The 24350-nt window shown below is 64.9% G+C and carries 24 protein-coding genes; 8 read left to right on the top strand and 16 right to left on the bottom strand.

Annotated features, from left to right (window positions below):
• Window positions 1–2 precede the first annotated feature (2 nt).
• The 11 genes from ACVIHF_RS10865 to ACVIHF_RS10815 all read right to left on the bottom strand — a co-directional run bounded on the left by ACVIHF_RS10865 (window position 3) and on the right by ACVIHF_RS10815 (window position 11724).
• Window positions 3–1202, bottom strand: coding sequence for a CaiB/BaiF CoA transferase family protein (locus ACVIHF_RS10865; protein ID WP_456780862.1), 1200 nt, complete (start codon window positions 1200–1202; stop codon window positions 3–5).
• 163 nt (window positions 1203–1365) lie between these two features.
• A complete protein-coding gene (locus ACVIHF_RS10860; protein ID WP_253609129.1) occupies window positions 1366–1575 on the bottom strand; it encodes a hypothetical protein in 210 nt (69 codons plus the stop codon).
• A 143-nt stretch (window positions 1576–1718) separates the two neighbouring features.
• A complete protein-coding gene (locus tag ACVIHF_RS10855) occupies window positions 1719–3257 on the bottom strand; it encodes a class I adenylate-forming enzyme family protein (protein ID WP_456792029.1) in 1539 nt (512 codons plus the stop codon).
• Between the two features lies 1 nt (window position 3258).
• Entirely contained in the window at window positions 3259–4428 is a 1170-nt protein-coding gene (locus ACVIHF_RS10850) for an acetyl-CoA acetyltransferase (protein WP_253609131.1), read from the bottom strand.
• A gap of 45 nt (window positions 4429–4473) precedes the next feature.
• Window positions 4474–5124 (bottom strand): bifunctional 4-hydroxy-2-oxoglutarate aldolase/2-dehydro-3-deoxy-phosphogluconate aldolase, encoded by a 651-nt coding sequence (gene eda, locus ACVIHF_RS10845; protein WP_253609132.1) that lies wholly within the window; start codon window positions 5122–5124, stop codon window positions 4474–4476.
• Window positions 5121–6077 (bottom strand): sugar kinase, encoded by a 957-nt coding sequence (locus tag ACVIHF_RS10840; protein ID WP_456792028.1) that lies wholly within the window; start codon window positions 6075–6077, stop codon window positions 5121–5123. Before ACVIHF_RS10840 ends, eda begins: the two co-directional genes overlap by 4 nt.
• A gap of 156 nt (window positions 6078–6233) precedes the next feature.
• Entirely contained in the window at window positions 6234–7220 is a 987-nt protein-coding gene (gene denD / locus ACVIHF_RS10835) for a D-erythronate dehydrogenase (RefSeq protein ID WP_028344631.1), read from the bottom strand.
• A 55-nt stretch (window positions 7221–7275) separates the two neighbouring features.
• A complete protein-coding gene (locus tag ACVIHF_RS10830) occupies window positions 7276–8199 on the bottom strand; it encodes a carbohydrate ABC transporter permease (protein WP_057019735.1) in 924 nt (307 codons plus the stop codon).
• On the bottom strand, window positions 8192–9151 hold the full coding sequence (locus tag ACVIHF_RS10825; RefSeq protein WP_018271134.1) for a carbohydrate ABC transporter permease: 960 nt from the start codon (window positions 9149–9151) through the stop codon (window positions 8192–8194). The genes ACVIHF_RS10830 and ACVIHF_RS10825 overlap by 8 nt, the downstream gene beginning before the upstream one ends.
• Before the next feature lie 109 nt (window positions 9152–9260).
• Window positions 9261–10580: an ABC transporter substrate-binding protein gene (locus tag ACVIHF_RS10820; RefSeq protein WP_057019733.1), complete on the bottom strand. Its 1320-nt coding sequence runs from the start codon at window positions 10578–10580 to the stop codon at window positions 9261–9263.
• A gap of 76 nt (window positions 10581–10656) precedes the next feature.
• Complete coding sequence (locus tag ACVIHF_RS10815) at window positions 10657–11724, bottom strand: ABC transporter ATP-binding protein (protein ID WP_028334988.1); 1068 nt, start codon at window positions 11722–11724, stop codon at window positions 10657–10659.
• A 208-nt stretch (window positions 11725–11932) separates the two neighbouring features.
• Here ACVIHF_RS10815 and gntR point away from each other — a divergent pair, with 208 nt between their 5' ends.
• From gntR to ACVIHF_RS10795, 4 genes are all read left to right on the top strand, one after another.
• On the top strand, window positions 11933–12961 hold the full coding sequence (gene gntR / locus ACVIHF_RS10810) for an HTH-type transcriptional regulator GntR (RefSeq protein WP_168855702.1): 1029 nt from the start codon (window positions 11933–11935) through the stop codon (window positions 12959–12961).
• A gap of 210 nt (window positions 12962–13171) precedes the next feature.
• On the top strand, window positions 13172–15010 hold the full coding sequence (locus ACVIHF_RS10805) for an IlvD/Edd family dehydratase (protein WP_253609134.1): 1839 nt from the start codon (window positions 13172–13174) through the stop codon (window positions 15008–15010).
• A 112-nt stretch (window positions 15011–15122) separates the two neighbouring features.
• Entirely contained in the window at window positions 15123–15857 is a 735-nt protein-coding gene (locus ACVIHF_RS10800; RefSeq protein WP_253609135.1) for an SDR family oxidoreductase, read from the top strand.
• 12 nt (window positions 15858–15869) lie between these two features.
• Complete coding sequence (locus ACVIHF_RS10795; RefSeq protein ID WP_253609136.1) at window positions 15870–16616, top strand: SDR family NAD(P)-dependent oxidoreductase; 747 nt, start codon at window positions 15870–15872, stop codon at window positions 16614–16616.
• On the opposite strand, the gene ACVIHF_RS10790 is transcribed toward ACVIHF_RS10795, so the two are convergent.
• On the bottom strand, window positions 16613–17485 hold the full coding sequence (locus tag ACVIHF_RS10790) for a LysR substrate-binding domain-containing protein (protein WP_253609137.1): 873 nt from the start codon (window positions 17483–17485) through the stop codon (window positions 16613–16615). The genes ACVIHF_RS10795 and ACVIHF_RS10790 overlap by 4 nt on opposite strands.
• Window positions 17486–17577: 92 nt before the next feature.
• Here ACVIHF_RS10790 and ACVIHF_RS10785 point away from each other — a divergent pair, with 92 nt between their 5' ends.
• The 4 genes from ACVIHF_RS10785 (at window position 17578) to ACVIHF_RS10770 (ending at window position 21189) form a co-directional block, all read left to right on the top strand.
• Entirely contained in the window at window positions 17578–18480 is a 903-nt protein-coding gene (locus ACVIHF_RS10785; protein WP_253609138.1) for a DMT family transporter, read from the top strand.
• Between the two features lie 85 nt (window positions 18481–18565).
• A complete protein-coding gene (locus ACVIHF_RS10780; RefSeq protein WP_028334324.1) occupies window positions 18566–19246 on the top strand; it encodes a site-2 protease family protein in 681 nt (226 codons plus the stop codon).
• Between the two features lie 103 nt (window positions 19247–19349).
• Window positions 19350–19757: a hypothetical protein gene (locus ACVIHF_RS10775; protein ID WP_026192644.1), complete on the top strand. Its 408-nt coding sequence runs from the start codon at window positions 19350–19352 to the stop codon at window positions 19755–19757.
• 196 nt (window positions 19758–19953) lie between these two features.
• On the top strand, window positions 19954–21189 hold the full coding sequence (locus tag ACVIHF_RS10770) for an ABC transporter substrate-binding protein (protein WP_225160636.1): 1236 nt from the start codon (window positions 19954–19956) through the stop codon (window positions 21187–21189).
• Window positions 21190–21329: 140 nt separating this feature from the next.
• On the opposite strand, the gene ACVIHF_RS10765 is transcribed toward ACVIHF_RS10770, so the two are convergent.
• Genes ACVIHF_RS10765 through ACVIHF_RS10750 form a run of 4 tightly spaced genes read right to left on the bottom strand, consistent with a single transcriptional unit; the run spans window position 21330 to window position 24343 of the window.
• Window positions 21330–22124: a TonB family protein gene (locus ACVIHF_RS10765; protein WP_253609139.1), complete on the bottom strand. Its 795-nt coding sequence runs from the start codon at window positions 22122–22124 to the stop codon at window positions 21330–21332.
• Window positions 22125–22135: 11 nt separating this feature from the next.
• Window positions 22136–22600 (bottom strand): TonB system transport protein ExbD, encoded by a 465-nt coding sequence (exbD, locus tag ACVIHF_RS10760; RefSeq protein WP_076826519.1) that lies wholly within the window; start codon window positions 22598–22600, stop codon window positions 22136–22138.
• A gap of 3 nt (window positions 22601–22603) precedes the next feature.
• Window positions 22604–23650: a tonB-system energizer ExbB gene (gene exbB / locus ACVIHF_RS10755; RefSeq protein ID WP_253609140.1), complete on the bottom strand. Its 1047-nt coding sequence runs from the start codon at window positions 23648–23650 to the stop codon at window positions 22604–22606.
• Window positions 23651–23653: 3 nt separating this feature from the next.
• The gene (locus ACVIHF_RS10750) at window positions 23654–24343 is read right to left on the bottom strand and encodes a Fe2+-dependent dioxygenase (protein WP_253609141.1); all 690 of its coding nucleotides are present in this window, start codon (window positions 24341–24343) and stop codon (window positions 23654–23656) included.
• Window positions 24344–24350 lie beyond the last annotated feature (7 nt).

Here is a 24350-nt window from a genome sequence, read left to right as displayed (position 1 = left end):
TCCTATGCCTGCACCGCTTTGGCCGCGCCGTCGCGCACCATTGCCGCGATCTCCTCGGTGGAGAAACCTGCCTCCTGCAAAATCTCCGCGCTGTGCTCGCCGAGCCGGGGCGCCAGCCGACTCGGCTCGACCTTGGTCTCCGACCACCGCGCGGACGGCGTCATGCTGCGGATCCGGCCCTCGGTCGGATGATCGACCACGGGGAAGACGCCGGTCGCGACCATATGCGGATCCTCCAGCAGGCTTTCGAGATCGTGCATCGGCATCACCGGCACGTCGGCCTTTTCGAGGATCTCGTTCCACGCGGCGGTGGTCTTGGTCTGGAGAATACGCGCGAGCTCGGCGTAGACGACATCGATATTGGTGGCACGGCCGGCGAAGGTCGCGAATTTCGGATCGCTGCGCAGATCGTCGCGGCCGGTTGCCTTGAAGAAGTTCTCCCACTGCTTGTCGTTGTAGACGATCACGCAGATATAGCCGTCGAGCGTCTTGTACGGCCGCCGGTCCGGCGACAGATGGCGCGCATAGCCGCCCTTGTCGAGCGGCGGATCGTAGGTCAACCCGCCCATGTGGTCGCCCATGACGAAGCCGGCCATGGTCTCGAACATCGGAATGTCGACGCGCTGGCCCTGCCCGGTGCGGTCGCGATGCACGAGGCTCGCACAGATCGCGCCGACCGCGGTGAGGCCGACGATGCGGTCCACCAGCGCGTTCGGCACATAGCGCGGCACGCCGTCCGAGGTTTGCGCCATCAGCGCCGGCAGCGCGGTCGCGCCCTGGATCAGATCGTCATAGGCGGGCTTGGCGGCATAAGGTCCCTCCTGGCCGAAGCCGAACACGCCGGCATAGATCAGCCGCGGGTTGACCTCGGAAACGACGTCATAGCCGAGCTGCAGCCGCGCCATCGCCTGCGGGCGCACATTGTAGACCAGCACGTCGGCCTTCGCGATCAGCCGCAGCACCGCCTCGCGCCCCGCCGGCTTCTTCAGATCGAGGCAGACCGAGCGCTTGCTGCGGTTGGTGTTGAGGAACACCGGTCCCATGCCGGGATGCCGCGTTGGGCCGATCTGCCGCGTCACGTCGCCGTCGGGCGATTCCACCTTGATGACGTCGGCGCCGTAATCGCCAAGCATCTGCGTGGCGTAGGGTCCCATCAGCACGGTCGTCATGTCGACGACCTTGATACCCTGCAGTGGTCCCATCGTCCTGTTCGCTCCCGGATGTCGTGGTTATGGAGCTAGTAACGGGAGCTATTCCAAGAGATCAAGCTGCGCCGGGCGTATGGGCGTATGCATGGCCGCGGCCGGGCCGCTTCCGTGCGGCGGAACGCAGGGTGGGCAAAACGAAGCGGATTCACCGCCGCCCTTATGCCAGCGACTGCCCCGTCATCACCTCGCGCGCCTTCAGGAGCTTCTCCAGTTCCGCATTCTGCTGCTCGAGCCGCTCGGCGATGCGCTCCTCGACTTCGGCGCCGGCAGCGCCTGCGGCCTGCTCGATCAGCTGCCTGATATTGTCCCGGAGGATCGCGATACGATCGTTCACTTCCGACAGCGACAGAGACGTCTCGATTCCCATGGTCCGTTCTCCCGGTGACAAGCACAGGCAGCTTAGCGCGGCGGGAGGTCCGGGCATATCCCCTAACCGCCTTAGTGACCCCAATCCCTACTGTGCATGGGGTTGTTTTCGATGTTTTCGATTCAACCCAGCCTCGCCCCGCTTTAGCCCATGCCTTTGGCCAGCATCTCCCGCAGCGCGGTCTTCAGCACCTTGCCGTAATTGTTCTTCGGCAGGGCATCGAGATAGACATAGCGCTTCGGCCGCTTGAAGCGGGCGATCGAGGCAAGGCAATGCGCGTCGAGCTTGCCGTCGTCGGCGGCAGTGCCCTCCGTCAGCACGACGCAGGCGACGACGATCTCGCCCCATTCCGGATCCGGCACACCGACGGCCGAGACCTCGCGGACATCGGGATGGGTCAGCAGGGCTTCCTCGACCTCGCGCGGATAGATGTTGGTGCCGCCGGAGATGATCACGTCCTTGGAGCGGTCCGACAGCGTGAGGAAGCCGTCGGCGTCGAGGCGGCCGACATCGCCGGTGCGCAGCCAGCCGTCCTTCAGCGTCTCGGCATTGGCCTTCGGATTGTTCCAGTAGCCGAGCATCACGGTCGCGCCCTTGACCTCGATCTCGCCGGTCTCCCCGGCAGGCAGCGGCTTGCCGTCCCTGTCGGTGATGCGCACGGTGACGACGCTCTGCGCCAGCCCGACCGAAGCCAGCCGTTCGAGATAGCGCGGGTGATCGCTCCGGGCGTGCCAGCCGCGCGACAGCGCCGTGATGGTCATCGGCGACTCGCCCTGGCCGTAGATCTGCACGAAGCGCTGGCCCATCGTCGCCATCGCATCGGTGATGTCGGCCGTGTACATCGGACCGCCGCCATAGATGATGGTGCGCAGCCCTTCGCCGTTCTCGCCGCGCTTCTTCGCGGCATCGACCAGGCGGCGCACCATCGTGGGGGCCGCGAACATCACGACATTGTCGAGCTGGCGGCCGAGGTTGAGCACCTCGTCCGGATCGAAGCCGCCGGACTCCGGCACGACGTGGCGGCCGCCCATCCGGACATGCGGGAAATTGTAGAGGCCGGCGCCATGCGAGATCGGCGCGGCATAGAGCGAGGCATCGTGCGGCGTCGCCGGATCGACGTCGGCGAGATAGCATAGCGACATCGCGACCAGATTGGCGTGGCTGAGCATCACGCCCTTGGGACGGCCCGTGGTGCCTGATGTGTAGAACAGCCATGCGAGATCGTTGCTTTCGCGCGGCAGCGGCGCAGGCGCGCCCTCGCCGCTTCGCATCGTCCTGTAAGCGGCGCTGTCGACCGACAGCGTGGTCATTCCGGCGGGGCAGTCGTCCTTCGCCTCGTTCAACGCACCGATCGTGTCATCAGAGACGAAGGCGAGTTTGGCACCGCCATTGCCGCAGATCCACGCAGCCTCGCGGCCGTGCAGCTTGGCGTTGATCGGGATCGCGGCGGCGCCGATCCACCAGATGCCGTAGAGGCATTCAAGATATTGCGTGCAGTTCGACGCAAACAGCGCGATGCGGTCGCCGGCGGCAATGCCGTGATCGCGCGCCAGCGCCGCCCCGATCGAGGCGGCGCGGCGGGCAAAGGTGGCGTAGTCGGCGTCGAGATCGAAACCGGTCAGCAGCGCCGGCGCGTCGGGACGCGCCCGTGCCGTCGCCGCCAGCCATTCGGCAATGTTCAAGCTACTTCGCCGGCTCGAGGATCGAGACGTAGTTGGCGACCGCGGCGCCGCCCATGTTGAAGATGCCGCCGATCTGCGGGTTCTTGAGCTGCATGCCCTCGGGCGCCTGCCCCGTGAGCTGCATCGCGCTCATCACATGCATGGAGACGCCGGTGGCGCCGATCGGATGGCCCTTGGCCTTGAGGCCGCCGGACGGATTGACCGGCAGCTTGCCGTCCTTCTGGGTCCAGCCTTCCATGATCGCGCGCGCGCCCTGTCCCTTCGGCGTCAGGCCCATCGCTTCGTATTCGATCAGCTCGGCTACGGTGAAGCAGTCATGGGTCTCGACGAAGGACAGGTCGGAGAGCTGCAGGCCGGCCTTCTGCAGCGCGCGCTGCCAGGCGGTGGTGCAGCCTTCGAACTGCAGGATGTCGCGCTTGGACATCGGCAGGAAATCCTGCGCATGCGCGGTGGCGCGGATGTTCACCGCCTTGCCCATGGTCTTGGCGGTCACGGCATCGGTCAGCACCAGCGCGGCGGCGCCGTCCGAGACCAGCGAGCAGTCGGTGCGCTTCAAGGGACCGGCGACGAACGGGTTCTTGTCGCTCTCGGCGCGGCAGAACTCGAAGCCGAAATCCTTGCGCATCTGCGCATAGGGATTGGCGACGCCGTTCTTGTGGTTCTTGGCGGCGATCATCGCCAGCGCATCCGACTGGTCGCCGTATTTCTGGAAATAGGCCTGCGCGATCTTGCCGAACACGCCGGCGAAGCCGCCGACCGTGTCGCCATCCTCGGGCAGATACGACGCCTTGAGCAGGTTCTTGCCGATCTCCGGGCCCGGCGTCTTCGTCATCTGCTCGACGCCGACCACCAGCACGATCTTCGCGGCGCCGGCTTCGATGGCGCGAATGCCCTGATGCACGGCGGCCGATCCGGTGGCGCAGGCATTCTCGACCCGGGTGGTCGGCTTGAAGCGCAGCGCCGGATTGGCCTGCAGCACCAGCGAGGCCGTGAAGTCCTGGGGCGAGAAGCCGGCGTTGAAATGGCCGAGCATGATCTCGTCGACATCGGATGCAGCGATGCCGGCGTCAGCCAGCGCCTCGTTGGCGACCTTGACCACGAGACCCTCGACGGTCTCCGCGTCGAACTTTCCGAATGGCGTGTGCGCCCACCCCACGATGCTGGCGGTCATGGCTGTATCTCCCTGTTCCTGTTCGGAGAGTTATGTAGCGTATCTTCAGGCGGCTTTCAGCGTTTTCATCGCCTTCGCGCACATGGCGGTTATGCCGGCCCAATTGCCGGCGCGGATATCGGCCGCGGGGCACAGCCAGGAACCGCCGACTGCCAGCACATTCGGCTCGGCGAGCCAGGTCGCCGCATTGGCCTCACTGACCCCGCCGGTCGGGCACACCCTGACCTGCGGAAATGGCCCGGCCAGAGCCCGCAGTGCCTTGATACCGCCCGCCTGCTCGGCCGGGAAGAATTTGACGACGTCGAAGCCGTGGGCCAGCGCCTGCATCAACTCGGAGGCGGTCGCGATCCCCGGCGCGAAGGGCAAGCGGCTTGCGGCCGCTGCCGTCAACAGCTCGGGCGTCGCCCCCGGGCTGATGCCGAATTTGGCGCCCAGTGCCTCGGCGCGCACCAGGTCGTCACCATTGAGGATCGTGCCGATCCCGACGATCGCCTCCGGCACACCGGCGATGATGGCCCTGGCCGCGTCGACCGCGACCGCCGTCCGCAGCGTCACCTCGAGCGTCCGCACGCCGCCGGCGACCAGCGCCTTCGCCAGTGGCACCGCGTCCTCGAGCCGCTCGATGGTCAGCACCGGGATCACGGTGGCCTGGCGGATCAGCTCGGCGATCCGGTCCTGCTTCGATGTCGTTGTCATTGCGAGGCCTTGCGGGATGGTGGGAGACGAAGCGCCTTCTTCGGCGGCATGGCGTAACGCGGAATGATCGCGCCGGGATAGCACACCACGACACCGGCCAGCCGATGGCCGGCACGCGCGGCCTCCTCGGGCTCGGCGCCGCCGAGCCGCGCGGCAAGATAGGCGGCGGCAAAGCTGTCGCCGGCCGCGGTGGTATCGACCACCGGCTTGGTAAGCTGCTCCGCCTTCACCTCGCGCGTTCCGCCGGCCGAGCGCACGATGCAGGCCGGCTCGGCGAGCTTCAGCACCACCTCGGGGCTCGAGATGCCGGCCAGCAGCGCCGTGTTGCTCTCGCCGGGATAAAGCGGCGCCAGATCCTCGGTCGAGGCAAGCACGATATCGGCCGTCTCGAACGCGCTGCTGAAGACCTTCCGCGCGACGTTCAGGTCCGGCCAGCCGCGGGCGCGGAAATTTGTGTCGAACGCAAACCGCGTCCCCAGCAGCCGCGCACGCTTCAGTGCCGCCAGCAATCGCTCCCGCCCATCCTCGCGCAGGATCGAGAGCGTGATCGCCGAGAGATAGACGACGTCATAGGTCGCGAGTGAGTTCAGGATGTCTTCCGTTCCGGGCAGATCCATCAGGTCGCGCGCGGCAGCGCTGTCACGCCAGTGGAAGAAGCGCCGCTCGCCCTTGTCGTCGGTCTGGATCAGATAGAGGCCGGGCAGCTTGCCCGCCGATCGCACTACATGCTTGGTCCCGATGCCCTCGCTCGCCCAGCCCGCGATCATCTCATCGCTCAGCGCATCATCGCCGAGCGCCGTGAAGTAATCGACGTGGACGCCGAGCCGGGACAGATAGACCGCGGTGTTGAGCGTGTCACCGCCATAGGAGCGCGAATACAGCCCGCCGAGCTGGCCACCAGGGGCCTGGCGCAGCTCGATCATGCATTCGCCGATGCTGGCAACTCTGGTCATCTCGAGCGCCGCGCTAAAGCGCGATGAAGCCTGGTTGAATCATCATCGCGCCTTAGCCCCTTGTCTGAGCATGATCTTCGCGCAAACGCGTTCCGCGTTTGTCGCGAGGGAAACCGCTTCGCACTTTTCCGGATCATGCTTTAGCCCGGACGTTGCTCAGGCGGCGAACTTGCCGCCGAGTTCGTCCTCGATATGGATCCGGATGATGTCGTCGAACGTCTTCTCGGCCGTGGTGAAGCCGAGCTTCAGCGCGCGGTCAGTAGCGAAATCGCGCGGCCAGCCCGAGACGATGCTGATGATGGTCGGATCGGGCACCCGCTTGATGCGCGCGGTGACGTTCTTGCCGGCGACGCGCTCCAGCGACGCGATCTGCTCGCCGACGGTGACGGACATCCCCGGCATGCTGAGATTGCGCCGCGGCCCCATCGCATTGAGATCCATCGTGCCGGCGTGAACCAGAAAGCCGACCGCCGATTTCGGCGAGGCGTGCCAGTGCCGGACGTCCTCGGAGACCGGCAGCACTGCCTCCTCGCCCGCCAGCGGCTCGCGGATGATATTGGAGAAGAAGCCGGACGCCGCCTTGTTCGGCTTGCCCGGACGCACGCAGATTGTCGGCAGGCGGATCGAGATCCCGTCGAGCAGGCCCTTGCGGGTGTAGTCGTTGATCAGGAGCTCGCAGATCGACTTCTGCGTGCCGTAGCTCGTCAGCGGCGTATGGAAGAACTCGTCGCCGATCTTCTCGGGGAACGGCGCACCGAACACCGCGATCGAGGAAGTGAACACCAGCCGCGGCTTGTAGCCGCCGCCAACGGCACGGATGGCGTCGATCAGATAGCGGGTGCCGTCGAGGTTGATCCGGTAGCCCTTGTCGAACTCGGCCTCGGCCTCGCCCGAGACGATCGCGGCGAGATGGAAGATCACCTCGGGACGCTCGGCGATCAGGGGCGCCGCGGCTCCGGCATCGGCGAAATCGGATGCGACCACATTGACCGGGATCGAGGCGTTGGCGGGCTTCGCCGGCGCGACCACGTCCTGCAGCGTCATCCGGGTGATCTCTTGCTTGCCGAGGCGGCCCTCGCGCAAGAGACGCTCGGTCAGCTTGCGGCCGACCATGCCGGCGGCGCCCAGAATCAGAATGTGCACGACCCTGCTCCTTTTCTTGTCTTGTTGTTCGAATTCAGCTGCGGGCCTTGCGCGCTCATTCCTTCACGGCACCCGTCATCGCCGAGACATAATGCTCAACGAAGAACGCGTAAAGAATAACCAGCGGCAGCGAGCCGCATAGCGCCCCTGCCATCAGGGACCCCCAGCGATAGATGTCACCGTCAACGAATTCGTTGACGATGGCGACCGGGACGGTCTTGTTCGGGGTCGATTGCAGGAACGTCAGCGCATAGATGAACTCGTTCCAGCACAGCGTGAAGCAGAAGATGAAGGCCGAGATCAGGCCGGGAACGGCGAGCGGCAGCACGATCTTGATCAGTATCTGCCAGCGGCTGGCGCCGTCGATCAGCGCGCATTCCTCGAGCTCGAACGGGATGGTCTTGAAATATCCCATCAACAGCCAGGTCGAGAACGGAATCAGGATCGTCGGATAGGTCAGGATCAGCGCCAGAGGCGAGTCGAACAGGCCGTACTGAAACACGACGGTCGCGAGCGGAATGAACAGGATCGACGGCGGCACCAGATAGGCCAGGAAGATCAGGCCGCCGACGACGTTGGCGCCCTTGTAACGCAGCCGCACGATCGCATAGGCCGCGAGCACACTCGCGATGATCGACAGCACGGTGGCACCCACCGCCACATACATCGTGTTCCAGAGCCAATGCGGATAGTAGCTCTCGAACAGCAGCTTGTGGACGTGCTTGAAGGTCGGATTCCAGGTCCAGAACGGATTGTACTTGTCGAGGTCGAGCAGTTGCTCGTCCGGCTTGATCGCCGTCAGCCCCATCCAATAGAACGGGAACAGCAGGATGATCACGATGATCGACAGCGGGATGTAGAGCGTCACGATCCGCCGCGGCACCGACTGCAGGTAGCTCATGCCCTCGCTGTTGTCGACGCGCGACGGCGTCGACAGGATGCTCTTGAGGTCGACCTTGGAGGCGGGAAGATCAGTCATTGCTCTCTCCCTGCTGCCACTTCCTGCGTTGCAGGCCGAACCATGACACCATGATCGCGGCGAGCAGGAACGGGATCATCGCGCTCGAGATCGCGGCGCCCTCGCCCAGCTGCCCCGCGATGATCGCGCGCTGATACGACAGCGTCGCCATCAAATGAGTGGCGTTGACCGGGCCGCCGCGCGTCATCGCCCAGATCAGCTGGAAGTCGGTGAAGGTGAACAGCACCGAGAACGTCATCACGACGGCGATGATCGGCGTCAGCAAGGGATAGGTGATGTAGCGGAACATCTGCCAGCGCGAGGCGCCATCCAACGTCGCCGCCTCATACAGCGACGGCTGCACGGTCTGCAGGCCCGCCAGCAGCGTGATCGCCACGAACGGTACGCCGCGCCAGATATTGGCGAAGATCACGCAGATCCGGGCCCAGGTGGTGTCGCCGAGGAAATTGATGTTCTGGGTGATCAGGCCGAGATGCTTGAGCGACCAGGAGATGATCGAGAACTGGGAATCGAAGATCCACCAGAACGCCAGCGCCGACAGCACGGTCGGCACGATGAAGGGGATCAGCACCGCGGCCCGCAACAGCGCCTTGAACGGCATGCGCTCGTTGAGCAGCAGCGCCAGATAGAGCCCGACCGCGAACTTCACGGCGCTCGCGATGAAGGTGTAGAGCAGCGTGTTGAAGACCGACAGCCAGAAGATGGCATCGTCCCACAACCATTCATAGTTCTCAGTGCCGATGAAATGACCGACGCGGCCGATGCGGGTGTCGGTGAAGGACAGCCAGATGCCGAGCCCAAGCGGATAGGCCAGGAAGAAGATCAGGAACGCCATCGCCGGCAACATGAACCAGAAGCCGAGCCAGTTCTTGTTGTGGCGGAGCTGATCCCATGCGGTCGCTTCGCGGATTTCGGTTTTCGCACGTCGCGGCGCGAGGGCGATGTCAGCCATAGGCGATGTCCCGATTGCTCAACGGATTGAGCATGACTACGCAATATTCCAATGATGGCATTCCAATGATGACGCGGGCGGCGGCGCTCCGCCGCCCGCGGCCATCACATCAGCGATAGATACGCTTCAGCTGCCGTTCGGCTTCCGCCATCGCGGCCTTGCCGTCCTTGGCACCGGTGCAGTAGTTCGCGAACATGTCGACCACGATGAAGTCGGCGATCGCGGTCGCGGCCTTCTCGCCGGGCGTGCCGATGCCGGAGGCCGGCAGCGCGCGCTTCGAGGCCTGGCCGAACACCGCGTTCTTCGGATCGGCGGTCCACACCGGAGCCGAGTCGTAGGCGTTGAGCGTGTGGGTGAGATAACCCCGCGCGCCCGACAGCCACTTCTCGAAATTCTCCTTCTCCAGCATGAAGGCGATGAAGGCCTTCGCCGCGTTCGGATATTTGCAGAAGTTGAAGGCGAGGATCGGAACCGCGAGTTGCAATTCGGTCGGCTTGCCGATCGAGCCGACCGGCCACAATGCGTGGTCGATGTCCTCGGCGAGCTCCTTCTTGCTCGGATCGTCCTTGGCCGCGACGTAGATCGAGATGCCGTTCGAGGTCAGGAACAGCTCGCCCGACAGGAAGGCCTTGTTGTTGGAGGAATCGTTCCAGGACGCGACACCCGGAATGAAGGTCTCCGACAGCGCCTTGGCATACTCCAGCGCCTTCATCGTCTCCGGCGAATTGATGATGACCTTGTCGTCCTTGTCGACGGTCCAGGCGTTGTGGCCCCAGAGGATGTTGTGCACCCAGGCATTGGCGTCGCCGGTGGCGTGGCCGAGCGCGAAGCCGGCCGGCGTGTTGTTCTTCTTCAGCGCTTTGCACAGTTCAAGATAGGCCGGGAAATCGGACGGCACCTGCTTGAAGCCGGCCTTCTCGACCGCCGACTTGCGATAGGTCAAATAGCCGCCGATGGTCGCGACGGGAATGCCGAGCCAGTCATTGCCCTGCTTGCAGGTCTTGGCCGCGGCTTCGGTCCAGCCGCCATATTTGTTGCCGAGATAGTCGGCAACGTCGTTCATCTTGAGAACCTTGGTCGGGAACAGCTGCGGCAGCGTGTGCAGGCCCCAGGCGAGGTCGAGACCCGAGCCGGTGTTGGCGGCGACCGAGGCCTTCGGCTGCACGTCCTCGAAGGACTCGCTGAACACGTTCATCTCGGTGCCGGTTGCCGACTTGAAGGCCGCGACCATGGCGTTGAATGCATCGTCTTCCGCGGGCACGAAGCGCTTCCAGCGCATCACGGTGAGCTTGGCGCCGGGCTCCGCCTTCCAGGGCGCGCTCTGCGCCCAGGCCTTGGCGAAGTCAAACAGCGCCGGCCCGGTGAGCATGCCGGTTGCAGCCAGCGCCGTGCCGCCCTGAAGTAGCGAGCGGCGAGTAAAATCGTGCATCGTCCTTCTCCCTATGATTGTGTTTTTGTTGTTTTTGATCTGGCCTGTTGGTCGGCCATTAAGATCGATCGGTCCGTCAGCTGTTCAGTCGCTTCCCCGTCGAATCGTCGAACAGATGGACCAGCGACGGATCCGGCTTGAGCCGAACCTTGTCGCCCGGGTTGAACAGATGGCGCTCGCGGAACACGGCGACGACCTGCTCGCCGCCGAGCTTGGCGAACACCTGGGTCTCCGAGCCGGTCGGCTCGACCACCACGATCTCGGCCTCGGCGCCGTCATCGGCGATGGTGAAATGCTCGGGCCGCACGCCGTAGACCGCGGGTTGGCCGTCGGAATTGGCCGGCGCCGATTTCAGCGGCAGCTTGACGCCGTTCGGTCCCTCGAAATAGGCGGCGCCGTTCACCTTCACATTGCCCTTGAGGAAATTCATCGCCGGCGAGCCGATGAAACCGGCCACGAACTGGTTCGCCGGCGTGTCATAGAGTTCGAGCGGCGAGCCCATCTGCTCGACGATGCCGTCATGCATCACGACGATCTTGTCGGCCATGGTCATGGCCTCGATCTGGTCGTGGGTGACGTAGACGGTCGTGGTCTTCAGCCGCTGGTGCAGCTCCTTGATTTCGGTGCGCATCGCAACACGCAGCTTGGCGTCGAGGTTCGACAGCGGCTCGTCGAACAGGAACACCTGGGGATCGCGCACGATGGCGCGGCCCATCGCGACGCGCTGGCGCTGGCCGCCGGAGAGCTGGCGAGGATAGCGCTCGAGCAGCGGCGTCAGCGCAAGGATTTCCGCGGCGCGCTTGACGCCGGTCGAGATCTCCTCGGGCTTGGCGCCGCGCAGCTTGAGCGAGAAGCCCATATTGTCGGCGACGGTCATATGCGGATAGAGCGCGTAGTTCTGGAACACCATCGCAATGTCGCGCTCTTTGGGCTGGACATTGTTGACGACGCGGTCGCCGATCGAGATCGTGCCGGAGGTGATGTTCTCGAGCCCCGCCAGCATGCGCAGCAGGGTCGACTTGCCGCAGCCGGAGGGGCCGACCAGAACGACGAACTCGCCGTCCTCGATCGGGATCGACACGCCGTGCAGGACCTCAAAATTGCCGAACGATTTCCGCACGTCGCGAATCTGGACCGACGACATCCACTTCCCTCCCTCAAGTTCCCGACGACGTACGACGAGTGCCGCCACCGCTCTGTTTTGTGTTCCGGCCGCGCTGGGTGCGCGGCGCTGTTGGACTGGCGTTATTGTCCGCAGTTTATCCGGTTTTGGCAATCGTTCGATTAGCAATCGCTTGGTAGCGCTGTCAATATCAGTTTGTCTGCGACGAACGTCGTGATATGAGCGGCAAATGGCCCGAAAGCGCATCACGCCAGGCAAGATCCGGCTCGCCGAAGTCGCGAAGCTCGCCGGTGTCAGTCCGATTACGGCCTCACGGTTCTTCAGAAATCCGGAAGCACTTTCGGCCGGCAAGCGCGCGCGGGTCGATAGTGCGGCAAAAGAACTCGGTTACGTGCCCAATCTCGCGGCACGCGCGCTTGCGTCGCAGCGCACCGAGGTGATCGGTGTCCTGATCCCGTCGCTGACCAACAACGTGTTCTCCGACGTGCTGCGCGGCATCTATGACGCGCTCGACGGCAGCCGCTACAGCATTCAGCTCGCCAACACCCGCTACAGCATCCTGCAGGAAGAGCGCCTGCTTCGTCTGTTTCTGGCACAGAAGCCCGCCGGGCTGATTATTACCGGCATCAACCAGACCGCCGATTCCCGCCGCATCATGGAGACGGTCGATTGTCCGATCGTCCAGATCATGGAGGTCGGTCCCTCCCCGATCGACATGATGATCGGATTCTCGCATTTTGACGCCGCAAAAGCGGCCATTGCCCACCTGCTCGCGCAGGGCTACCGGCGGATCGGCTTCCTCGGCGCGCGGATGGACCCGCGGGTGCAGCGTCGGCTCGACGGCTATCGCTCCGCGATGACCGACGCTGCGCTGTTCGATCCACAGCTTATTGTGACAACGGCGATCCCGACCTCGGTCACGCTCGGCGGGACGCTGTTTGCCGACCTGCTCGCCAAGGCGCCCGACATCGACGCCGTGTTCTGCGTCAATGACGACCTTGCGCTCGGCGCGCTGTTCGAATGCAAGCGCCGGCACGTGGCGGTGCCAGAGCAGATGGCGATCGTCGGCTTCAATGACCTCGAATTCATGGCGTCGAGCGAGCCGACCTTGAGCAGCGTGCGCACCAATCGTTACGAAATGGGCAGAAACGCTGCCGTGATGGTGATCGAGACGCTGGAAGGGCGCCGGCCCGCCGAACCCGTCGTCGATCTCGGCTTCAGTGTCATGGAACGGCAAAGCTCGGCGCGACGCAATTGAGGTCGCCCGGCAGCTGCCCGTCATAGGAGACGCGAAAAATGATAAAATGATAGCGCAACCAAGACCCTTCAACTAAGGTCCAATCCATCACACGAAACACCTGTGCGTGATCGGTCGGGTTTGTAATGCACGACGATTTGCGCAAGGTAGCAACGACGTTGAACCAGAGCCCTTGAATGGGCCCACCAGTTTGCATTGCGGGAGAAACCAATGACAAAATCCCCCACCAACGGGCACGACGCCGCAGGCGCGACCAGCAAGGGCAAGGGCCGCAGGCTCCGCTCCCAGGAATGGTTCGACAACCCGCACAATCCGGGCATGACCGCGCTCTATCTCGAGCGCTATCTCAACTACGGCCTGACGCGCGAGGAATTGCAGTCGGGCAAGCCGATCATCGGCATCGCGCAGACCGGCAACGACCTGTCGCCCTGCAATCGGCATCACCTCGAGCTCGCACACCGCGTCCGCGAGGGCATCCGCGCCGCCGGCGGCATCGCCATGGAGTTTCCCACCCATCCGATCCAGGAGACCGGCAAGCGCCCGACCGCGGCGCTCGACCGCAACCTCGCCTATCTCGGCCTCGTCGAGGTGCTGTTCGGCTATCCACTCGACGGCGTGGTGCTGACCACCGGCTGCGACAAGACCACGCCGGCCTGCATGATGGCGGCGGCGACCGTCAACCTGCCGGCGATCGTGCTGTCGGGCGGCCCGATGCTGAACGGCTGGCACGAGGGCCAGCGCACCGGCTCCGGCACCGTGGTGTGGAAGGCGCGCGAGCGGCTCGCCGCCGGCGAGATCGACTATGAGCAATTCATCGAGATCGTGGCCTCCTCGGCCCCCTCGGTCGGCCATTGCAACACGATGGGCACCGCCTCCACCATGAACTCGCTCGCGGAAGCGCTCGGCTTCTCGCTGCCGGGCTGCGCGGCGATCCCGGCGCCGTATCGCGAGCGCGGCCAGATCGCCTACGAGACCGGCAAGCGCATCGTCGACATGGTCTGGGAGGATTTGAAGCCGTCGGACTTCCTGACGCGCGAGGCGTTCGAGAACTGCATCGTGGTCAACTCCGCGATCGGCGGCTCGACCAATGCGCCGATCCACATCAATGCGCTGGCGCGCCATGTCGGCGTCGAGCTGTCGATCGACGACTGGCAGAAATACGGCCATGACGTCCCGCTGCTGGTGAACATGCAGCCGGCCGGCTTCTATCTCGGCGAGGAATATCACCGCGCCGGCGGCGTGCCCTCGGTGGTGCGCGAGCTGATCAAGCACAAGCGCATCCACGAAGGCGCCCTCACCGTCAACGGCCGCACCATGGGCGAGAACTGCAAGGAAGCACCTGCGCCCGACGGCGACGTGATCTGGGGCTACGACAAGCCGCTGGTGAAGGACGCCGGCTTCATCGTGCTGCGCGGCAATCTGTTCGACTCCGCGATCATGAAGACCAGCGTGATCTCGAAGGAATTCCGCGACCGCTATCTGTCCAACCCGAAGGACCTCAATGCCTTCGAGGGCCGCGCCATCGTGTTCGAGGGGCCGGAGGATTATCACAACCGTATCGAGGATCCCGCGCTCGACATCGATGAGCACTGCGTCCTGTTCGTCCGCGGCACCGGCCCGATCGGCTATCCCGGCGGCGCCGAGGTGGTGAACATGCAGCCGCCCGCCGCGCTGATCAAACGCGGCATCCTATCCCTGCCCTGCATCGGCGACGGAAGGCAGTCCGGCACTTCGGGCTCGCCCTCGATCCTCAACGCCTCGCCGGAGGCCGCCGCCGATGGCGGGCTCGCGATCCTGAGGACCGGCGACAAGGTGCGCATCGACCTCAACAAGGGCAGCGCCAACATCATGATCTCGGAGGATGAGCTGCGCACCCGCCGCGCCGAGCTGAAGGCCAAGGGCGGCTTCCCGCATCCGGCCAACCAGACGCCGTGGCAGGAGCTCTACCGCAAGACCGTCGGCCAGCACGCGACCGGCGCCTGCCTCGAGCTCGCGACGCGCTACCACGACATCGCCGGCAAGGTCGGCGTGGCGCGCGACAATCACTAGGACGCAAACCGTCATTGCCGGGCGCGACCCGGCAATCCATCGCTCCTCGAAGATGGATGCGCGGGTCAAGCCCGCGCATGACACTGCAAATCGTCAAAGAAGGAAGAAACGCATGTCAGACCGCCTGAAGGGCAAGCGCGCATTCGTAACCGCAGCGGCCGTCGGCATCGGCCGCGCCTGCGCGCTGGCCTTTGCCCGCGAGGGCGCGAGCGTGTTCGCGACCGATATCGACGAAGGCAAACTTGCGCTGCTCAAGCAGGAAGGCGTCGCCGAGGTTGCGAAGCTCGACGTGCGCGACACCGCAGCCGTCGAGGCAATGGCAAAACGCGCGGGCAAGACCGACATCCTGCTCAATGCCGCGGGCTTTGTGCATCACGGCACAGTGCTGGAGTGCTCGGACGACGACTGGGATTTCTCCTTCGACCTCAACGTCAAGTCGATGCACCGCACCACGCGCGCTTTCCTGCCCGGCATGCTGGCGCAGGGCGGTGGCGCCATCGTCAACATCGCCTCCGCCGCCGGCGCGGTGAAGGCGGCGCCGAACCGCTACGTCTATAGCGCCACCAAGGCCGCGGTCGCGGCACTGACGCGCTCGGTCGCGGCCGACTTCATCACCAAGGGCATCCGCTGCAACTGCATCTGCCCCGGCACTATCGAGACACCTTCGATGCTTGAGCGTGCGGCGGCTGCCGGCCCGCAGGGACGCGAGATGTTCGTTGCGCGCCAGCCGATGGGCCGGCTCGGCACCGCCGAGGAAATCGCCGCGCTCGCCGTCTATCTTGCCAGCAACGAAAGCTCGTTCACGACAGGTGTCGCGCATGTCATCGACGGCGGCTGGACACTCTAATCGGGAGGCAACATGAACAAGATCGATCTCAACGGCCGCTGTGCCGTCGTCACCGGCGGCGCGCAGGGATTTGGCCGCGCCATCACCGAGCGCTTTGTCGCGTCGGGCGCCAAGGTCGCGATCTGGGATTTCGACCAGCCGCTGGCCGAGAAGACCGCGCGGGCGATCGGCGAGAACGTGATCGCGATCAAGACCGACGTCACCAATCCCGACGCGGTCGACGCCGCGCGCGATCAAACGCTGCGGGCGTTCGGCAAGATCGACATTCTCGTCAACAACGCCGGCATCACCGGAGCCAACAAGCCGGTATGGGAAACCGATCTCGAGGACTGGCGCCGGGTGATGCGCATCAATCTCGAGGGGCCCTTCATCTGCTGCAAGGCGATCGTGCCGACCATGATCGGCCGGAAGTACGGCCGCATCGTCAACATCGCCTCGATCGCCGGCAAGGAGGGCAATCCGAACGCCGCGCATTATTCGTCGTCGAAGGCGGGCCTGATCGCGCTCACCAAATCGCTCGGCAAGGAGCTCGCGCAGCACGACATCCTGGTCAATGCGGTGACGCCGGCCGCAGCGAAGACCGCGATCTTCGACCAGATGACGCAAGCGCACATCGACTTCATGCTGTCGAAGATCCCGAAGGCCCGCTTTGTGCAGGTCGAGGAGCTCGCCTCGATGGTGGCATGGCTGGCCTCGGAGGATTGTGCCTTCTCCACCGGCGCGGTGTTCGACATTTCCGGCGGCCGCGCGACCTATTAGATCGCCGCTCGCCTCGCCGGCTGCCGCAGCGCCGCGACGAGATGATCGGCCAGGAGTGACGCCGCGTGCGACAGGTTTTGCGCGCGATGCAGCCGTATCTCGGCCCGCGGCAGCCGCGGCATGCCGTCGCGCGCGGTCAGCCGACGCAGCGTCGGCGGAAACGTCCCCGACTTGACCACGGTCACGGCGAGGCCCTGCGCCGCGATCGCCTCGACCGCGGACAGGCTGTGGCTGACAAAGGCGAGCCGCCACGGCCGGTTCGCCTCGTCCAGCGCCTGCATCGCCCAGCTCCGGAACAGGCAGCCCTGCGGATAGAGCGCGACCGGCAGCGGATCGAGTTCCTCGACGCGATGTGCGGCGCTCGCGGCCCACACCGCCTGCTCGGTGCGCAGCAACTCGCCCTCGCCGCGTCCCTCGGGGTGCATCGCGATCACGAGGTCATAGGCTTCGCCGAGCCGATCGGTCATTGTCGACGTCAGCCCGGTCTCCATCTCGACATGGATCAGCGGATAGCTGGCGATGAAGTCCTTGAGCAACGGCGGGACGATCATCGTCCCATAGTCGTCCATCACGCCGAGGCGAACCCGTCCATCCGTGCCGTGCGCGCGCACCCGGCCGACCGCTTCCGCGTTGAGGCTCAAAATGCGGCGGGCATAGCCGAGCAATCCCTCGCCTGCCGCAGTCAGGTCGACACTGGACGTGCTGCGGTGAAACAGTTCGGCCTGCAGCCGCTCTTCCAGCCGCTTCACCTGCATGCTGACGGCGGATTGGGTCCGGTTCAGCGCCGAGGCCGCGCGGGTGAAGGAGCGATGCTCCGCCACCGCGACAAAGGCCTGCAGAAGATCCGGGTCCAGGATGGGCGCACTCATAACGATCTGTGATTTAGTCAATCACATCTATTCCATTCCCTGATTATGTTCCCTTCCCTAGATTGCGCAAGCAAAACCAAGGGGCCAACGGAATGGGCGAGATCTGGGGGGTGTTGGCGGCGGTGGCCTCGAGCGCGCTCGGCGGCACTTCGATCGGCGCGACGCGGTTTCTGGTCGGCGCCATCGACCCGCTGGCGATCGGCGCGTTCCGCTTCGGCATCGGCGTCCTGCTGCTGCTGCCGCTGGCACTGCTGCAACGCCGGAGCTGGCCGACGCGGCGCGACTGGCTCGGCGTTGCCGGCCTCGGCCTGCTGTTCTTTGCGGCGTTTCCGGTCCTGTTCAACGCCTCATTGATCTTCACCACCGCCGCGCGCGGCGCACTCGCGCTGTCGACACTGCCGCTGCTGACCATGCTGGTCGGCGCGGTGCTGGGCGCCGAAGCGCTCACCGCGCGCAAGACCACAGGCGTCCTGATCACCATCCTCGGCGTCTCGATGGCGCTGCTCTCAGGCCTCGCCACGGCGCCGCCTGGTGCCTGGCGCGGCGACCTCCTGATGATCGCAGCCGCGCTGTGCATGGCGCTCTACAGCATCTGGTCAAAACCCTATATCCGCCGCGCCGGCCCGATCCCCTTCACCACGCTCGCGATGGCCGCCGGGGCGGTGGTGCTCATTGTCGCCTCGCTGCTGCGCGGCAGTTTTGCGCCGGTTGCCGATTTCGGCGCGCCGCAATGGTTCGGCGCGATCTATCTCGGCGCCTTCGGCGCTGCGCTCACCTTCTATCTCTGGGCCTTCGCGCTGGAGCGGACGACGCCGACCCGGGTGGCGATCTCGGTCACCGTCAATCCGATCGCGGCATCGCTGGTCGGCGCAGCCCTGCTCGGCGAGCCGCTGAGCTGGAATCTGGTGGCCGGCATCGTCACCGTGTTCGCCGGCATCTGGATCGCGACCACCCACCCGCCTCTGGCGCACGCGGTCGCCCCCGACATGCGCTGACCTGCGGCAACGCTCGCCAGCAAGGCCTTCCGCGAATCCGTGCTAGCCTGAGGTCCGGTCCCAGCGAACCCGAGGCGGCACGCCATTGAACATCTCCCTCTATGACATCTCCGTCTGGGTATTGCCGGTCGTCATTGCGATCACGTTTCACGAAGCCGCGCACGGCTTCGTCGCTCATCGGCTCGGCGACGACACCGCCTGGCAGCTCGGCCGCGTCAGCTTCAACCCGCTGAAGCACATCGATCCGTTCGGCACGCTGATCCTGCCTGCAGTGCTGCTGTTCGCGCATTCGCCGTTCCTGTTCGGCTACGCCAAGCCGGTGCCGGTGAACTTCCGCAAGCTCAATCATCCCAAGCTCGACATGGTGTGGGTGGCGCTGGCCGGCCCGGCCACCAACATCATCCTGGCGATCGCCGCGGCGCTGGCATTCCACGCGCTGCCATTGGTGCCGGCCGATGCCGCAAAATGGACCGCGGACAATCTGAAAAACGCCTTCCTGATCAACATCGTGCTCGCGATCTTCAACATGATGCCGATCCCGCCGCTGGACGGTGGCCGGGTCGCGGTCGGGCTGCTGCCAAGGCCGCTGGCGATCCCGCTCGCCCGGCTGGAGCCCTACGGCATGCTGATCCTCATCGGGCTGTTGATCCTGCTGCCGGTGATTGGCCAGCAAATCGGCCTAAATCTTGATGTTATTTCAACGATACTGCGAACTCTGACCGGCTATGTAATCAACGCCCTTCTCCTCATTACCGGAAACACATAGCCTTGATCTGCGCACGACCCGACCGAAAAACCGGTAGCCATTTTTCCGGGTCGCGCGTTGAGGACGGGAACGCTTCGAGGCCATGGTGATCAAAGCTGCCGATATGCTGATTGCACGACGCGCCGACACCCGCGCGCGGGCCGACTTTGCGACCTGGAAGATGATGGCCAAGCTGAACGGCGCCTCCGCCTTGCCGCCTGAGGCGCAGAATTTCCTGGCCATTTACAACAAGCTGCTGGGACAGATGAGCGAAGCCGACGCCGGCGAGGCGACCATCCAAGAGATGTACCGCACTTACTATGTCGAGATGGGCGGCGCCGGCAAAGCGCCGGAGGTTCCAGCGCGCGCGCGCGAGCCGGTCGCCGACAGCGGCAACGTCACGACGTTCCGCCGCCTGCCCCCCAAGAAGACGAGCACCTCCGACCCGAACGCCAAGCGTTCGATGCCGGTGGCACTGATCTTCGCCTGCCTCGTCGTGGTCTACGTCGCGATCCGGTACTACTGGAAATAGTGCCGTCCCCGCTTCACCCTATCCGCGTCTGATGATCGAACTACGCACACCGCGGCATCCCGTCGCGCGTTACCGGCTGCGCAATCGCCGTGGCGTGGAATATCGCGCGCGAGCGATCGCGCCGGCGCTCTAGGCGATGCGCCCGATGCCGGGCATAATGCGGAACTCAAAAAAACAAAATCATATTGGAGGGAAGATGAAGCGTTCCATTGCAGCCTCGGTCACGACGGCCTTGGTCATGACCACGAGTCTCGTGTTCTGCGGCGGTGCGTCGGCGCAGACGATGGACAAGGTCGCCAAGGTCGGCGCGCTCGGCGATCAGTCCGGCCTCTATCAGGATATCGGCGGTCCCGGCTCGACGGTGGCGGCGCAGATGGCGATCGAGGATTCCGGGCTGCTGGCGAAGGGCTGGAAGATCGATCTGATCTCGGCCGATCACCAGAACAAGCCCGATGTCGCGGTCAATATCGGCAAGCAGTGGATCGACGTCGAGAAGGTCGACGTGTTCGTCGATCTCGCGGCCTCCAATGTCGGGCTCGCGATTGCCAACCTCTCGAAGGAGAAGAACGTCGTCAACCTGAACTCGGGCTCGGCCTCGTCCGACCTCACGGGCGCGCAATGTTCGCCGAACACGGTGCACTGGGTCTATGACACCTACATGCTCGCCAACGGCACCGGCAAAGCGCTGGTCAAATCCGGCGGCGACACCTGGTTCTTCCTCACCGCGGACTATGCGTTCGGCCAGGCGCTCGAGCGCGACACCTCGGCGGTGGTCACCGCGAATGGCGGCAAGGTGCTCGGCAGCGTCAAGCATCCGCTCAACAATGCCGACTTCTCGTCCTTCCTGCTGCAGGCGCAAAGCTCGAAGGCCAAGATCGTCGGCCTTGCCAATGCCGGCGGCGACACCACCAACGCGATCAAGCAGGCCGCGGAATTCGGCATCGTCTCGGGCGGCCAGCGGCTTGCGGGCATGCTGCTGTTCATCACCGACATCAACGCGCTCGGCCTCAACGTCGCGCAGGGGCTGAACTTCACCGAGACATTCTATTGGGACATGAACGACCAGACCCGCGCCTTCTCCAAGCGCTTCATGGAGCGCTTCAAGAAGAACCCGCCGACCATGGTGCAGGCCGGCGTCTATTCCTCGCTGATCCACTATTTCAAGGCGCTGGAAGCGCTCGGCGGCAATCCGCATGACGGCCGCGCCGTGGTCGCCAAGATGAAGGAGATGCCGACCGACGATCCCCTGTTCGGCAAGGGCTCGATTCGCGTCGACGGCCGCAAGATCCACCCGGCCTATCTGTTCGAGGTGAAGAAGCCGTCCGAGTCGAAATATCCGTGGGACTATTACAAGCTGGTCGCCACCATCCCCGCGGACGAGGCCTTCCTCCCGCTCGAGAAGAGCGTCTGCCCGCTGGTGAAGAAGAGCTGAGGCAACGTCGTTCCGGGCCGCGTGAAACGGCGAATCAGGAATCGACCAGCGGCTCATTCAATGGAGAAATGATTTCCGGGTTCGCGACTTGTCGCGCCCCGGAATGACACCGGCGTCTGATCGCAGGCAGCCGCGGCTCGCTACTTCTTCGGCTTGTTGTAATTGACGTCGAGGCTGAAGGAGAACTGATCGTCGGTCAGGTCGGCCGGCGGCGCCGGGACCGGATCGGACCGGTGGACCATCGAGATCGCCGCGTCGTCAAAGGCGGCATCTCCGGACGATTCCAGCACGGCAACCGACAGCACCTTGCCCAGACGATTCAGCACCAGGGCGACCTTCACCTTGGCCTCCTTGGCCTTGCCCTTCTCCGGGAATTTCTTGTGCAGGTCGAGATAGGCGCTGATCTTCTTGCCCCACTTAGCGGTCAGCAGCAGCTTGTCCTTGCCGATGCCTGGGTTGGGTGCCTTGGTGGTTTCCGACTGACGCGCGTCCTCCAGCTTGGTCGGCGCGGCCGCCTCCGAGGCCTGCTGCGCTTCCTGCGCGTTGGTCTCGACCTTGGCGACCTTGGCCTCCTCCTCCTTCTGCTTCTTGGCAGTGTCTTCCGTCACGATGCGATCGGGGTCGTCGGACTCCACCGGCTTTTCCTGAGGCAGGTCGGTGTCCTTCACCTCGGCCTTCTGCTGCGCCATTTCCTGCACAGCCTGCTGCTCGTCAGCCAGCGGTCCGGGCGGTAGGGCCTCCTCGGTCGCATCCGCGGAAGCCAGCTCGACGGCGTACTCCGCGCCGGCAGCGCCGAGCCCCTCGTCGCCGTCGTCGCCGCGCAAATTGGTCAGCGCCAGCGCGGCACCGCCCAGATGCATCCCGACTGCCGTCACGGCAGCGATCACCCAGAGCCGCTTCGAGGTCCGCAGATCGAGATCGGGGTTGGTGGACATCGCGTTCGCCGTCAGGGTTTGGCAGGATCGGCCTGCGCCGCCGCGGGCGCTCCCGGAACGCCCTCGAGCGCGACCAGCTTCACGTGCGTGTAGCCGCCGGCGCGCAGCAGCTCCATCACGCCCATCAGCTCGCCATAGGGTACCATCCGATCAGCCCGCAGGAACACGTATTTGTCCCGGGTCATGTCGGGCACGGCATCCAGCGAATTGACCAGGTCGACGCGCTTCACCGCGTTCTCCCCGATCGCCAGCGTCAGATCCGGCTTGATGCTGAGATAGGTCGGCTTGTCCGGCTTCTTCTGCGGCGTCGCGCTGGAGGTCGGCAGATCGATCGGAAGATCGACGGTCGAGAGCGGTGCTGCCACCATGAAGATGATCAGCAGCACCAGCATGACGTCGATGAACGGCGTGACGTTGATCTCGTGGGATTCCGCGAAATCGTCGTCGCCATCGTTCTCGGAGATCGAGACTGCCATCGCCTACTCCGCCGCCGCGGCGCGCGCATGCGCGTTGCGCGGAACGTCGCCATGGGTGCGGTCGAGATCGCGCGACAACAGCCGTCCTGCGGCACCCGAGGCGCGGTTGACCAGCTCGAGATAGACCTTCGTGACGCGCGAGAAATGGTTGTAGATGATGACCGCGGGGATCGCCGCGACGAGGCCGATCGCGGTCGCGAGCAGCGCTTCCGCAATGCCCGGCGCCACCACGGCAAGGTTGGTCGTCTGCGACTTCGAAATGCCGATGAAGCTGTTCATGATGCCCCAGACGGTGCCGAACAGGCCGACGAAGGGCGACGTCGCGCCGATGGTCGCGAGCAGGCCCATGCCGATGCGGATCTTGCGGGCTTCGGCGCGCACGATCTCGGCGAAGCTCGACGCCGCGCGCTCCTTGATGCCGCTGTCGCTCGAGATGCCCGCCGACAGGCGCCCCTCCCGCATCGCAGCTGCGATGAATGACGACAGCACGCTGCCCTTGGCACCGAGCGCGAACTGCGCTTCGGCCAGCGAGCGCGATTCAGCGATCTTGGCCAGCGCGCCGCGCAGCTTGCGCTGCGCTACCGTCAGCTCGACCATCTTGGCGATGAATACGGTCCAGGTCACGAGCGACGCGAAAGCGAGACCGAGCATCACCGCCTTCACGATGATGTCGGCGTTCAAGAACATATTCCACGGCGACAATTCGTGCAGGCCGGTCGAGGTCGACTTCAGCGACTTGCTGTCGCCGCTCGCGGGCGCAGCCAGGGACGCCTCGTTCGCCGTCGGTGCCGGAGCCGCCACCGCAGGGGCCGGCGCGGCCTGAGCCTGCGGCGCCGCTTGTGCCGGCTGGGCGGCCACCGGCGCGGCCTGGGCAGCCGCCGCAGGCTGGGCTGCCGCCGGCTGGGCCGCGGGTGCGGGCTGAGGCCGGGTCACGGGAGCAGGCTGCGCTACAGGCGCCGTTTGCTGCTGCGCCGAAGACGGCGCGGCCAGCATCAGCATCGCCAGCGAGGCGATCATGGCGGATGCAGCGGGGAACTTGAATGTCATCATCAGTTACACTTCAGCCCAGTGACGGATCAGGTTGTGATAAATCCCGGTCAATTTGACCGTTTCGGGGTCATCGCGCCCCAGCCGCTCCACCAGAGCCTGGATCGCGGTATCGAGATCAAAGATCAGACTGCGCGCGTGTGCATCCCGTACCATGCTCTGCAGCCAGAAAAAAGACGCTACCCGGGTCCCCCGCGTGACCGGCGTGACCAGATGCAAACTGGAAGCAGGATAAACTACGAGATCGCCCGCCGGCAGCTTGATTTCATGGGATCCGTAGAGGTCTTCGATGACGAGCTCGCCGCCGTCGTAGTCCTCCGGCTCCGATAAAAACAGCGTGACCGAGAGGTCGGTGCGGATCCTCATGCCGGTCAGCCTGTCGCCGCGCACCGCATTGTCGACGTGCAGGCCGAAATGGTGCCCGTCGCTGGCGGCATAGCGGTTGAACAAGGGTGGAAAGATTCTAAGCGGGATCGCCGCCGAGATGAAGCGCGGGCTCGCCGACAGCGCCGACAAAATGCGATTGCCGAGCTGCCGCCCGACCTCGCTGTCGGGCGGCAGCTGCTCGTTGCGCTTGACCATCGCGGACGCGGCGCCGGCGGTCGAGCGGCCGTCCTCCCATTCGGCTTGCGCCATGATGCGGCGGAAGTCCGCCACATCAGCCTTGCTCAATACGTTGGGAACACAGATCAGCATCTCGTGC

It is taken from the genome of Bradyrhizobium sp. USDA 4506, assembly GCF_054058795.1.
This window is presented reverse-complemented; position numbering and strand designations above follow the sequence as displayed.